This is a genomic window from Provencibacterium massiliense (assembly GCF_900169495.1).
Taxonomy (GTDB): domain Bacteria; phylum Bacillota; class Clostridia; order Oscillospirales; family Ruminococcaceae; genus Harryflintia; species Harryflintia acetispora.
Genome location: NZ_FWCH01000012.1, coordinates 1234580 through 1248825, shown reverse-complemented (window position 1 = coordinate 1248825; position 14246 = coordinate 1234580). Strand labels below are relative to the sequence as shown.

Annotated in this window: 7 protein-coding genes; all 7 read left to right on the top strand. The window is 60.3% G+C overall.

Translation table 11 applies throughout. The annotated features are described in order from the left end of the window. Nucleotides 1–158: 158 nt before the first annotated feature. The 7 genes from B5477_RS11050 to fusA all read left to right on the top strand — a co-directional run bounded on the left by B5477_RS11050 (nucleotide 159) and on the right by fusA (nucleotide 14228). Nucleotides 159–1370, top strand: coding sequence for a hypothetical protein (locus B5477_RS11050; protein WP_079699746.1), 1212 nt, complete (start codon nucleotides 159–161; stop codon nucleotides 1368–1370). Between the two features lie 235 nt (nucleotides 1371–1605). Next, nucleotides 1606–2922 (top strand): GLUG motif-containing protein, encoded by a 1317-nt coding sequence (locus tag B5477_RS11045; RefSeq protein ID WP_079699745.1) that lies wholly within the window; start codon nucleotides 1606–1608, stop codon nucleotides 2920–2922. A 458-nt stretch (nucleotides 2923–3380) separates the two neighbouring features. Then, a complete protein-coding gene (gene rpoB / locus B5477_RS11040) occupies nucleotides 3381–7109 on the top strand; it encodes a DNA-directed RNA polymerase subunit beta (protein WP_079699744.1) in 3729 nt (1242 codons plus the stop codon). Between the two features lie 59 nt (nucleotides 7110–7168). Continuing rightward, nucleotides 7169–10777 carry a DNA-directed RNA polymerase subunit beta' gene (rpoC, locus tag B5477_RS11035; RefSeq protein WP_079699743.1) on the top strand — a complete coding sequence of 1203 codons (3609 nt, stop codon included), beginning with the start codon at nucleotides 7169–7171 and terminating at the stop codon, nucleotides 10775–10777. A gap of 228 nt (nucleotides 10778–11005) precedes the next feature. Next, nucleotides 11006–11431 (top strand): 30S ribosomal protein S12, encoded by a 426-nt coding sequence (gene rpsL, locus B5477_RS11030; protein ID WP_079699742.1) that lies wholly within the window; start codon nucleotides 11006–11008, stop codon nucleotides 11429–11431. A 148-nt stretch (nucleotides 11432–11579) separates the two neighbouring features. Then, nucleotides 11580–12050: a 30S ribosomal protein S7 gene (gene rpsG, locus B5477_RS11025; RefSeq protein ID WP_079699741.1), complete on the top strand. Its 471-nt coding sequence runs from the start codon at nucleotides 11580–11582 to the stop codon at nucleotides 12048–12050. Nucleotides 12051–12146: 96 nt separating this feature from the next. Beyond that, nucleotides 12147–14228 carry an elongation factor G gene (gene fusA / locus B5477_RS11020; RefSeq protein WP_079699740.1) on the top strand — a complete coding sequence of 694 codons (2082 nt, stop codon included), beginning with the start codon at nucleotides 12147–12149 and terminating at the stop codon, nucleotides 14226–14228. Nucleotides 14229–14246 lie beyond the last annotated feature (18 nt).

The window sequence follows — 14246 nt, the reverse complement described above, 5'->3', positions numbered from 1 at the left end:
TGCGGGTAGAGCAATAACCCCCGCTTTCACCAATCTTTTCCTAATTATACCCTGTTCTGGTAAAAAACGCAAGGGAAAACGGCGCCCGCGAGCGGTATCCCTGTAAAACCACGGCCCCCAGAAGACGTTACTAGCGGTCTTTCTTAGGAGGCCGGAACATGAAAGTGAAAAATCTGGCAATGATTTGGGCCGCGCTGGCGTTTTCCCTGGCGCTGGCGCTGCCGGCGGGCGCCGCCCCGAGCTCTTTGGGGGTGACGGTCGAGGTGTTGGACGGCTACAGCTGCGACTACGGGGTGGATATTCCCTTTACGCGCTCGGCGAGGACGCGGGATTACACCTTCGCGCTCTATGCGGGCTCCACCGCCGCCGGGACGCCGACGGTAAAGGCCGAGGTGGCCATCACGCCCACGGCGCAGGTCAACGTCCACCTGCCGCTGCGCCACGATGCGGCCGCGCCCTCCACCTGGACGCTTCGGGTGACGGCGCACGTCGCGCCCGGACGGGAGGCCTTTGATCGGGAGGCGAGCGCTGACAAAACCTTCGTCACACCACCCTCCTGCGGCTGCGCGGCGGGGACGGCGGGGGCCTACTATGTAGGGACGGGCACGGCGGCAAGCCCGTTCCAGGTCGCCACGCCCGAGCAGCTGCAGCACGTCAACGCCCACCTGGACAAGTCCTTCCTCCAGACCAAGAACCTCGACCTCGCCTCCAGGGCCTGGACGCCGCTCGGCGGGAACAGCCTTGCCAACTTTACCGGGAGCTATGACGGAGGCGGGCACATTGTCTCGAACCTCAAGGTGAACGCCGAGATGGCCGGGCTGTTTGGCCATATCCGGGACGGCACCGTGCAAAGGCTGGGCGTCTCCCGCGGTTCGGCGACCGCTTCTGGAATCCAGGGACGGTCCGGCGGCCTTGCCGCATATGCACTGGGCTCCTCCACGGTCAGCGAATGCTTTGCGGCGACCATTACCGCCTCCTCGCCCCATGTGGGCGGCGGGCTGATCGGGACCGCCGGGGAGGGGGCGCAGATTACAAACTGCTACAGTGCGGGCTGCAGCGTTTCCGCCAATTATTGCGGCGGGCTGATCGGCGCGACTGCGACGGCCTACGTCACCTACTGCCACACCTATTCGGACGGTTTGGTCAGTTCTTATTTTTCCGGAAACCTGTTCGGCTCGTTCAGCGGCGGCGGCTGCGCCAATTGCGTGTCGATGGCCCCGGCTTTTGGGAACGGCGCAATCGCCTCGACCATCCTCGGCACGGCCGATGCGTTTAAAAAAGAGGCCAGTTTCCCGGGCTGGGACTTCTCCGCTGTCTGGCGTTTAGACAATGGGGCGATCTATCCCAACCTGCGCGCGTTTAACCATTGATACAAGCCGGCAAGGATCATCCGCCCAAAAAGACCGCAAGCAATATCTGCTTGCGGTCTTGATTTGATCTGCTTTCGCGTGCGGGTGGAGCAAAACCTCCAAACCCTTCCAACTTTTTCTAAGTATATCCTGTTTTGGTGAAAAATGCAAGGGAAAGTGACAGCCTTCCAGGGGGTTCTGCAAAAGAAAAGGTCCCTAGAAGATATTACTAGCGGTCTTTCTAGGAGGCCGAACGATGAAAGTGAAAAGCCTGGGAAAAGTCTTTGCCGCGCTGGCGTTCTCTCTGACGCTGGCGCTGCCGGTGTGCGCCGCCCCGAGCTCTTTGGGGGTGACGGTCGCAGTGCAGGACGGCTACAGCTGCGACTATGGGGTGGATATCCCCTTTACGCGCTCGGCGAGGACGCAGGACTACACCTTCGCGCTCTATGCGGGCTCCACCGCCGCCGGGACGCCGACGGTAAAGGCCAAGGTGGCCATCACGCCCACCGCGCAGGTCAACGTCCACCTGCCGCTGCGCCACGATGCGGCCGCGCCCTCCAACTGGACGCTTCGGGTGACGGCGCACGTCGCGCCGGGGCGGGAGGCCTTTGATCGGGAGGCGAGTATTGATAAAACCTTCACCACCCCACCCTCCTGCGGCTGCGCGGCGGGGACGGCGGGGGCCTACTATGTAGGGACGGGCACGGCGGCAAGTCCGTTCCGGGTCGCCACACCGGCGCAGCTCGCGCATGTCAACAACCATTTGGCGGCAAGCTTCATTCAGACACAGGACATCAGACTCTCGGGCAACTGGACGCCGCTGGGCGGGGGCAGCTATAACAAGTTTACCGGGGTTTACGATGGAAAGGGTTACGTGGTTCATGACCTGCAAATCAATTGCAGGCTCCCGTGCGGGCTGTTTGGTTCCATTTACGGAGCGACCGTTCAAAATCTTGGATTAGAGAGCAGTAAAACGATCCAGGGAATCTATACCGGGTCGGATAACCTCGTTGCGGTCGGCGCGCTGGTAGGATCGGCGGACCGTTCCACCATCCGGTATTGCTATGTTAATGCAAAGGTGACCGGTCCGCCGGGATATACCGGAAGCACGAGCGGTACCATATCCACCGCCGGTATGATGGTCGGCAATGCGGAAAACGGGACACTCGTTTCCAATTGTTATGCCTATGGCCAGCTCACCAATTCGAATTGGCACGGCGGCGGCTTGGTCGGCCGCAGCAATACGGGAATGACCATTGAAAACTGCTATGCCGTGACGGGCGTACCCAACGGCCACCCACAGGGAACCGGTGGACTGCTCGGTTATAGCGCGGTTCCAGGCAGTACTCCTATCAGGTGTTCCTATTGGCTCAATGGCCAGGCTCTGGCGGCGGGCAATAACTCGGCCAGCCTGACCTCGGTATCGAGGCTGACCGCCGGCTCCCAGCTTGCGAGCCAGGGCACCTTCTCGGGCTGGGACTTTTCAAATGTCTGGACCATAGGAAGCGTGCGGGACATTAATTATACCGGGTCGACCTATACGGCTCCGGTGCTGCGCGTGTTTAATCATTAAATAAAAGCCCCCGTGCCGCAATGCGGCACGGGGGCTTTGTCGTTTGATCAAAATGACGGCAGGGCAGGGGGACCTGCATATTTTATGTAGGAGCGCCCAATATTATACATTTGAAGCAATATTTTGCAGGAATTCATTCAAATCCGGGTTTTTTTCGGATTCGTCAGATTAGCTATTGACAACTGTAATATCCTGTAATATAATAGTATACTGTATCAAAATGGCTTTTTATACCTTCTAAGGAATATATAATAGCACATCTGTTGCTAAAGTTCAATACCTGCGGAAGGGATAATCGGCCTGATTTCAGTCAATCTGCTAAAAGCGAATTCGGATTTTTGGGAAGCTATGCCTGCCGCGCCCGCAGGGTGCGGCGCCAAGGCAGGATGAATTTGTAAAAATTGGCGAACTTTTGCAGAGGAAACCGTATAAATATGCGAACAGGAGTGAGTGAGCCTATGGTGAATGTCAAGCCGGTGCAGCTGGGAAAGACCACCCGCATGAGCTTTTCCCACATCAATGAAGTCTTGGACATGCCCAATCTGATCGAAGTTCAGAAGAACTCTTACCGGTGGTTCCTGGAAGAGGGCCTCAAGGAAGTTTTTCGGGACGTGTCCGAGATTACCGACTACCAGGAGAATCTGGTCCTTGATTTTATCGATTATCGGCTGGACGACAAACCGAAGTACACCATTGCCCAGTGCAAGGAGCGCGACGCCACCTATGCGGCGCCCCTGAGGGTGCGCGCGAGCTTGCTCAACAAGGAGACCGGCGAGGTCAAGGAGCAGGATATCTTCATGGGGGATTTCCCGCTGATGACTGACAGCGGCACCTTCATTATCAATGGCGCCGAGCGGGTCATCGTCTCCCAGCTGGTCCGTTCCCCGGGCGTTTATTACTCCTCCTCGCGGGACAAGACCGGCAAGGAGCTGTTTGCCGCGACCGTCATCCCCAACCGCGGCGCCTGGCTGGAGTACGAGACCGATTCGAGCAACGTGTTCTATGTGCGGATCGATAAAAACCGCAAGCTGCCCATCTCCACCTTCATCCGGGCGCTGGGGCTTTCCTCCAACGCGGAGATCCTCGAATATTTCGGGGAGACCGAGCTCATGCTCGCCACCCTCGAGAAGGACAGCACCCAGAACAAGGAAGAGGCGCTGCTTGAGGTTTACCGCAAGCTGCGCCCGGGCGAGCCGCCGACGGTGGACAGCGCCCAGAGCCATATCAACGCGCTCTTCTTCGACCCCAGGCGGTACGACCTGTCCCGCGTGGGCCGCTATAAGTATAATAAAAAGCTCTCTTTGGCCACCAGGATCGCGGGGCACAAGCTGACCCAGCCCGCCATTGATCCGCTGACCGGGGAGCTGCTCGCCGAGCCCGGCGAGATCCTCACCCGCGAAAGGGCGCATGAGCTGGACAAAAAGGGCGTCGCCGTCGCCTTCATCGAGGTGGGCGAGCAGGAGCTCAAGTGCATTTCCAACAATATGGTGAATATCCACGATTTCGTGGATTACGACCTTACGGGTCTGGGGATCAACGAGAAGGTGCGCTTCGTGGTCCTCAAGGAGCTGCTCGAAGCGAACCTTTCCGAGGAGGAATTCAAGGAGCAGGTCCGCCTGCGCCGGGATGAGCTGATCCCCAAGCACATCATCCTCGACGACATCTTCGCCACCATCAACTACATGACCGGCCTCGGCTACGGGATCGGCACCAAGGACGACATCGACCACCTGGGCAACCGCCGCATCCGTTCGGTGGGCGAGCTGCTCCAAAACCAGTTCAGGATTGGTTTTTCCAGAATGGAGCGGGTTATTCGCGAGCGGATGACCACCCAGGCCCAGGATATGGACGTGGTGACCCCCCAGGCGCTGATCAACATCCGCCCGGTGGTCGCCTCGATCAAGGAGTTTTTCGGCTCCTCGCCGCTTTCGCAGTTCATGGACCAGACCAACCCCTTGGCCGAGCTGACCCACAAGCGCCGCTTATCGGCACTGGGCCCGGGCGGCCTGTCCCGCGACCGCGCTGGATTCGAGGTGCGCGACGTGCACTACAGCCATTACGGCCGCATGTGCCCGATCGAGACGCCGGAAGGCCCGAACATCGGCCTGATCTCGTATCTGGCGACCTTCGCCAAGATCAACGAATACGGCTTCATCGAAGCGCCCTACCGCCGGGTGGACAAGAAGAGCGGCAAGGTGCTCGACGAGGTCGTCTACATGACCGCCGACGTGGAGGACGAGTACATCGTCGCCCAGGCGAACGAGCCGCTGGATGAAAACGGCTGCTTTGCCAATGAAATGGTCAACGTGCGCTTCCGGGACACCATCCAGGAGGTTCCGCGCGACCGGGTGGACTTCATGGACGTCTCGCCCAAGATGGTGGTTTCGGTCGCGACCGCGATGATCCCCTTTTTGGAGAACGATGACGCCAACCGCGCGCTGATGGGCTCCAACATGCAGCGCCAGGCGGTTCCGCTCCTAAAGCCCCAGGCGCCGGTCGTCGGCACCGGGATGGAATACAAGGCCGCCGTGGACAGCGGCGTGGTGGTGCTGGCGAAAAACGGCGGCACCGTGCAGAAGGTGAGCGCCGACAAGATCGTGGTGCGCACCGACGAGGGTGAAAACGACACCTACGACCTGATCAAGTTCCTGCGCTCCAACCAGGGCACCTGTATCAACCAGCGCCCGATTGTTGGCGTGGGCGAGCGGGTTGAAAAGGACCAGGTCATCGCGGACGGTCCGGCCACCGACCACGGCGAAATTTCGCTGGGCAAGAACGCGCTGATCGGCTTCATGACCTGGGAGGGCTACAACTACGAGGACGCGGTGCTGATTAACGAGAAGATGGTCAAGGACGACGTCTTTACCTCGATCCATATCGAGGAATACGAGATCGAGGCCCGGGACACCAAGCTCGGCCCCGAGGAGATCACCAGGGACATCCCCAATGTCGGCGAGGACGCGCTGCGCGAGCTCGACGAGCGGGGGATCATCCGGGTGGGCGCCGAGGTGCGCTCGGGCGACATCCTGGTGGGCAAGGTCACCCCGAAGGGCGAGACCGAATTAAACGCCGAGGAGCGGCTGCTGCGCGCCATCTTCGGCGAGAAGGCGCGCGAGGTGCGCGACACCTCGCTGCGGGTCCCCCACGGCGAATACGGGATCATCGTGGACGTCAAGGTCTTTACCCGCGACAACTGCGACGAGCTCTCGCCCGGGGTCAATATGGTGGTGCGCTGCTACATCGCCCAGAAGCGCAAAATCTCGGTGGGCGACAAGATGGCCGGCCGCCATGGTAACAAGGGCGTCGTGTCCCGGATCCTGCCGCAGGAGGATATGCCCTTCCTGCCGGACGGCACCCCGCTGGACATTGTCTTAAATCCCCTGGGCGTTCCGTCGCGTATGAACATCGGGCAGGTGCTCGAGGTCCATCTCGGCCGGGCGGCCGCGGCGCTGGGCTGGAAGGTAATGACCCCGGTCTTCGACGGCGCCAACGAATATGATATCCAGGACACGCTCGAGCAGGCGGGTCTTTCCCGCGACGGCAAGACCGTCCTGTACGACGGGCGCACCGGCGAGGCGTTCGACCACCCGGTCACCGTCGGCTATATGTACTTCTTAAAGCTGCATCACCTGGTCGACGACAAGATCCACGCCCGTTCCACCGGCCCGTACTCCCTGGTCACCCAGCAGCCGTTGGGCGGCAAGGCGCAGTTCGGCGGCCAGCGCTTCGGCGAGATGGAGGTCTGGGCGCTGGAGGCTTACGGCGCGGCTTACACCCTGCAGGAAATCCTGACGGTCAAGAGCGACGACGTGGTCGGCCGCGTCAAGACCTTCGAGGCCATCGTCAAGGGCAAGAACGTGCCCAAGCCCGGCATCCCCGAGGCGTTCAAGGTGCTGGTCAAGGAGCTGCAGTCCCTGGCGCTGGACGTCAACGTCCTCGACAAGGACGGCGAGGTGATCGACCTGCGCCAGTCGATGGATGACGACGACAATATGGGCATGACCCCGATCATCGACGAGACGATGGACGAAAAAGCGAATGTCGTGGCAGTGGATTCCGAGTTCGAGGACTCCTTCGGGATCGAGACGCCGGACCTGCCCGAGCGGGAGGAAGAGGACGATCTGTTCTCCCAGTTTACCGACTTCGGACTGGCTGACGAAAACGCAAGCGGCGAGGGCGAGGAATAAGCCGGCCGCGCGATGAAGCGACAGGAACGACACGATAATTTAGGAAGAAGGGGTCGCAATTGGAATTTAACGCGTTTGAATCGATTAAGATAGGACTCGCCTCTCCCGAAAAGATCCGCGAATGGTCTTACGGCGAGGTCAAAAAGCCCGAGACGATCAACTACCGCACCTTGAAGCCGGAGCGCGACGGTCTGTTCTGCGAGCGGATCTTTGGACCCACCAAGGACTGGGAGTGCTACTGCGGCAAGTACAAGCGCCTGCGCTACAAGGGCAAGATCTGTGAGCGCTGCGGCGTCGAGGTGACGCGCAGCAAGGTGCGCCGCGAGCGGATGGGCCATATCGAGCTGGCCGCCCCGGTATCCCACATCTGGTACTTCAAGGGGACCTCCTCGCGCATGGGGCTGCTGCTCAACATGTCCCCGCGCTTACTCGAGAAGGTGCTCTACTTTGCCTCCTACGTGGTGATCGATCCGGGCATCACCAACTTAAAGAAATACACCCTCCTCTCCGAGAAGGAGTACCGCGACTTAAAAGAGGCGTATGAGGACGAGTTCCGCGCCGGGATGGGCGCGCAGGCGGTCAAGGAGCTGCTGCAGGAGATCGACCTCGAGGAGCTCTCGGTCGAGATCAAGGAGGAGCTGGAGACCGCCTCGGGCCAGAAGCGCGCAAGGCTTTTAAAGCGGCTGGAGGTCGTCGAGGCCTTCCGCCTTTCGGGCAACCGCCCAGAGTGGATGATCCTGGATGTGGTTCCGGTCATCCCGCCCGACATCCGCCCGATGGTCCAGCTCGACGGCGGCCGGTTTGCCACCAGCGACCTCAACGACCTCTACCGCCGGGTGATCAACCGCAACAACCGCCTCAAGAAGCTCTTGGAGCTCGGCGCGCCGGACATCATCGTGCGCAACGAGAAGCGCATGCTCCAGGAGGCGGTGGACGCCCTGATCGACAACGGCCGCCGCGGCCGCCCGGTCACCGGGCCCAACAACCGCCCCTTAAAGTCCCTCTCCGACATGCTCAAGGGCAAGCAGGGACGTTTTAGACAGAACCTTTTGGGCAAGCGCGTCGACTACTCCGGCCGTTCGGTCATCGTGGTCGGGCCGGAGCTCAAGATGTACCAGTGCGGGCTGCCCAAGGAGATGGCCCTCGAGCTCTTCAAGCCCTTCGTCATGAAGCGCCTGGTCGATCAGAAGGTTGCCACCAACATCAAGAATGCCCGCAAGCTCGTCGAGCGCGCCAGCGCCAAGGAGGTCTGGGACGCCCTCGAGGTGGTCATCAAGGATCATCCGGTGCTCCTCAACCGCGCGCCGACTTTGCACCGCCTGGGGATCCAGGCGTTTGAGCCGGTCCTCGTCGAGGGCCGCGCGCTCAAGCTCCATCCGCTGGTCTGCACCGCCTACAACGCCGACTTTGACGGCGACCAGATGGCGGTCCACGTTCCCCTCTCCGCCGAGGCGCAGGCCGAGGCCCGCTTCCTCATGCTGGCGGCCGGGAACCTGTTAAAGCCCTCGGACGGCAAGCCGGTCTGCGTGCCGACCCAGGATATGATCCTCGGTTCGTACTATTTGACCATGGTGCGCGAAAACGAGAAGGGCGCGGGCCACGCCTACCGCGACTACAACGAGGCGCTGATGGCCTACCAGGCCGGCGAGCTCGAGCTGCACGCGCCCATCAAGGTGCGCATGCACAAGGAGGTCGACGGCGAGGAGGTCTCCTACCTGCTGGACACCACAATCGGCCGGCTGATCTTCAACGACCCGATCCCGCAGGACCTCGGGTTTGTGGACCGCACCGACCCCGGGCACCGCTTCGATCTGGAGGTTTCCTTCCTGGTGCGCAAGAAGGAGCTCGGCAAGATCATTGACAAATGTATCCGCGTCCACGGCACCGCCAAGACCGCCGAGATGCTCGATCGGATCAAGGCGCAGGGCTTCAAGTATTCCACCAAGAGCGCCATCACCGTCGCGGTCTGCGATGCGGTGATCCCCGAGGAGAAGGCCGAGTTCATCGCCGAGGCCGAGAAGAAGGTCGCTCAGATCCGCCGCCAGTACGACCGCGGCCTCATCTCGGACGAGGTGCGCTACGAGCGGATCATCAGCACCTGGAACCAGACCACCGAGGATGTTAAGAAGGCGCTTCAGCGCTGCTTCACCGAGGATAACCCGATCTTCATGATGGCCGACTCGGGCGCGCGCGGATCGATGGAACAGATCCGCCAGCTGGCCGGTATGCGCGGGCTGATCGCCAACACCTCCGGGCGGGCGATCGAGATCCCGATCCGTTCAAACTACCGCGAAGGGCTCAACATCCTGGAGTACTTCAACTCCTCGCGAGGCGCCCGTAAGGGCCTGGCCGACACCGCGCTGCGCACCGCCGACTCGGGTTACCTGACCCGCCGTCTGGTGGACGTTTCGCAGGACGTCATCATCCGCCAGCTCGACTGCGGCACCCACGACGGGATCGAGGTCACGAGCATCTACGACTCCGGCCGTGTGATCGAGGACATCGAGGAGCGTCTGATTGGCCGCTTTGTGGCCGACGACGTGGTCCATCCCGAGACCGGCGAGGTCATCGTCGGCCGCGACAAGATGATGGACGAAAAGGATGCCAAGGCGATCACCGCCGCGGGTATAGAGAAGGTCAAAATACGCACAATATTCAACTGCGAGGCCAAGAACGGCGTCTGCGCCAAGTGCTACGGGGCAAACCTCGCCAACGGCAAGCTCGTTTCGATCGGCGACGCGGTCGGCATCATCGCCGCCCAGTCCATCGGCGAGCCGGGTACCCAGCTGACCATGCGTACCTTCCATACCGGAGGCGTCGCCTCGGCCAGCGACATCACCCAGGGTCTCCCGCGCGTCGAGGAGCTCTTCGAGGCCAGGAAGCCCAAGAGCGTGGCGATCATCTCCCACCTCGACGGCGCGGTCTCCTTCGAGCAGGACAGCAAGGGTGCCCGGATCGTGGTCGTCACCAACACCGAGTCCGGCGAGAAGTTTGAGAAGCTGGTTCCCTTCGACAGCAAGGTGATCGTCGCCGAGGGCGATGTGATTAAGAAGGGCGACCTGATCACCGAGGGGCCGATCGACCCGAAGGAAGTGCTCCAGGTTTCGGGCGAGCTGGCCGTGCAGGAATACCTCATCAACGAGGTCCAGCGCGTCTACCGCACCCAGGGCGTTGACATCAACGACAAGCACATCGAGGTCATCGTGCGCCAGATGATGAAGAAGGTCAAGGTCGACGAGGAGGGCTCCACCGGGCTGATCTCCGGCTCGGTGATCGACAAGAGCGAGCTCAAGGCCCGCAACCGCGAGGTCCGCGAGCGGATCGAGCTGGGCGAGCAGGACCTCGGCTACGCGACCTACACCCCCGAGCTGCTGGGCATCACCAAGGCCTCGATCGCGACCGACTCCTTCATGTCGGCGGCTTCCTTCCAGGAGACCACCCGCGTGCTGACCGAGGTGGCGATCAAGGGCAAGACCGATCCGCTGCTCGGACTCAAGGAGAACGTCATCATCGGTAAGCTGGTGCCCGCCGGGACCGGCATCATCAAGGATGTGGACCTCGAATTCACCGAGCCGCCCGCGCCTGTGGCGGAATATCAGCCCCTCCCGCAGGAGAGCGCCAACCCCTACCGCGCGGTGCTCGAGGACGAGGAGGTCACCATCGGCTGACGAACCGGTGTGCACGTTCGGCCCCAGGGGTGAACGGTCCTGTATAAAAGTGACTATTGACAGAGCCGCCCCCTGGTGATAAAATCTATATTTGGTATGAATCCGGAGAGTTTTGGCAAATTTTGCGCAATACTTTCAGGAAAAAACTGCTTTACCGCCCGCGGGGAAAGCCGTATACGGCCTTTCCCCGGGCTGCAAAGATAAAAAATTTTAGTAAGGAGGTGCGATATGCCGACCTTTAACCAGCTCGTACGCAAGGGCAGAGAGGTAGTCGAGAAGAAATCCACCGCTCCTGCGCTCCTAAAAGGGTGGAACGCCCAGAAGCGCACTGCGATCGATCAGAATTCTCCGCAGAAGCGCGGTGTGTGCACGGCCATCCGTACGCAGACCCCGAAGAAGCCGAACTCTGCCTTAAGAAAAGTTGCAAGGGTAAGACTTTCCAATGGAATCGAGGCCACAGCCTACATCCCGGGAATCGGTCACAACCTGCAGGAGCATAGCGTTGTGCTCATTCGCGGCGGACGTGTCAAGGACCTGCCTGGTGTGCGTTACCACATCATCCGCGGCACTCTGGATACCCAGGGCGTCAACGGAAGAAATCAGGCTCGTTCAAAATACGGTGCAAAACGTCCGAAGGCTGGTGCCAAGAAGTAATAAAATTCCCATTGGAAAAGGTCACAGTCGCACGATCCCAGGTTTTCGATAGAATGCCTCGGATTGGTGCAAACGGGAGTTTTGTCACTTTCGAGTACCGATGATATCACGGGACGAAAGTCCCGACTATGTGAAGGAGGGAAGCGAAGTGCCAAGAAGAGGTAACGTAGCAAAACGTGACGTTTTGCCGGATCCGCTTTACAATTCCAAGCTGGTCACCCGGCTCATCAACAGCATTATGCTGGATGGCAAGAAGGGTGTGTCCCAGAAGATTGTATACGGTGCGTTCGACATCGTGAAGGAAAAGACAGGCCGTGAGCCGCTCGAGGTTTTCGAGGAAGCTCTGGAAAACATCATGCCTGTTCTGGAGGTCAAGGCCCGCCGTGTGGGCGGCGCGACCTACCAGGTCCCGATGGAGGTTCGCCCGGAGCGCCGTCAGACCCTTGGTCTGCGGTGGCTGACTTCTTACGCAAGAAACCGCTCGGAGAGAACCATGCGCGAGCGTCTTGCCGGTGAGATTGTCGATGCGATCAACAATATGGGCGGCGCGGTGAAAAAGCGCGAGGATACCCACAAAATGGCCGAAGCCAACAAGGCTTTCGCTCACTACAGATTCTAAAATGGGGCCATTTTCGGCTCCGCGCGCCGCAGGGCGCCACCCTGGCGGGAAGGGCTACCTTCCCTACGAATTCTATTGTTTTAGCAGGAGGTCAATATGCCAAGAGACGTATCCCTGGAATTAACCCGCAATATCGGCATAATGGCTCACATCGACGCCGGTAAGACCACCACGACCGAGCGTATCCTTTACTATACGGGGATCAACCACAAGATAGGCGAGACCCATGAGGGTAATGCTACCATGGACTGGATGGAGCAGGAGCAGGAGAGAGGTATCACCATTACCTCCGCTGCCACCACCTGCTACTGGAAGAACCATCGTATCAACATTATCGACACTCCGGGCCACGTTGACTTCACTGTTGAGGTAGAGCGTAGCTTACGCGTACTCGACGGCTCGGTTACCGTAATGTGTGCGAAGGGCGGTGTTGAGCCGCAGTCTGAGACCGTTTGGCGCCAGGCTGACAAATACCATGTTCCGAGAATGATCTATGTCAACAAGATGGACATCCTCGGGGCCAATTTCTACAATGTTTTGGACATGATCCACGACCGCCTCAAGTGTAACGCGGTGCCCATTCAGCTCCCGATCGGGGAAGAGCAGTTCTATAAAGGGCTGATCGACCTGCTGGAGATGAAGGCCTACGTTTACTACGACGATCTCGGAAAGGACATCCGCGTTGAGGAGATCCCGGAGGAGATGAAGGAGAAGGCGGAGGAATACCGCGTAAAGCTGCTCGAGGCGGTTGCCGAGCAGGACGAGGGGATCATGGAGAAGTACCTCGAGGGCGAGGAAGTCCCCATCGAGGACATCAAGAGAGTCATCCGCCGGGCGACCATCGCCAACGAGATGGTGCCGGTCACCTGCGGTACCTCCTATAAGAACAAGGGCGTGCAGAAGCTCCTCGACGCGATCGTGGATTACATGCCCTCCCCGGTCGACATCGACCACATCACCGGCACCAATCCCGAAACCGGCGAGACCGAGACCCGACCGACCGACGACGACGAGCCGTTCTCCGCGCTCGCCTTCAAGATCGCGACCGACCCTTATGTCGGGAAGCTCTGCTTCTTCAGGACCTATTCCGGTACTGTCGACGCGGGCAGCGGCATTCTCAACGCCACCAAGGGTACCAACGAGCGCATCGGGCGCATCCTGCAGATGCACGCCAACCACCGCAAGGACATCGAGACCTGCTACGCGGGCGATATCGCAGCGGCGGTCGGCATCAAGCAGGTGACCACCGGCGACACGCTGTGTGATCCGAAGCACCCGATCATCCTCGAGTCGATGGAATTCCCGGAGCCGGTTATCCGCGTGGCCATCGAGCCGAAGACCAAGGCCGGCCAGGAGAAGATGGGCATTGGCCTTGCCAAGCTCGCCGAGGAGGACCCGACTTTCAGGGCCTACACCGACGAGGAGACCGGCCAGACCATCATCGCCGGTATGGGTGAGCTCCATCTGGAGATCATCGTCGACCGCCTGCTGCGCGAGTTCCGCGTCGAGGCGAATGTCGGCAAGCCGCAGGTCGCCTACAAGGAGACCGTGCGCAAGATGTCCGACGTCGACATGAAGTACTCCCGCCAGTCGGGCGGCCGCGGCCAGTACGGCCATTGTAAGATCCGGCTGTACCCGAACGAGAGCGGCAAGGGGTACGAATTCGACAACAAGATTGTCGGCGGCGCGATCCCGAAGGAGTATATCCCCGCGATCGACGCCGGTATCCAGGGCGCCATGCTCTCCGGCGTGCTCGCCGGCTATCCGGTCGTCGACGTGAGAGTCGAGCTGTACGACGGCTCCTATCACGAGGTCGATTCCTCGGAAATGGCGTTCAAGATCGCCGGTTCCATGGCCTTCAAGGAGGCCATGCGCAAGGCCGACCCGGTCATTCTGGAGCCGATCATGAAGGTCGCTGTCACCGTCCCGGTGGATTACATGGGCGATGTCATGGGCGACCTCAACGGACGTCGCGGCCAGATCCAGGGCATGGAGGAGCGCAACGGCGTACAGCAGATCAACGCCTTCGTCCCGCTGTCCCAGATGTTCGGCTACGCCACCGACCTGCGTTCCAAGACGCAGGGACGCGGCCAGTACGTCATGGAGCCCTCGCATTACACCGAGGTGCCCAAGTCGATCGCCGAATCCATCATGAGCGCCAGGGCAAAAAAAGCTTAAATTCGCTGGGACTTTTTG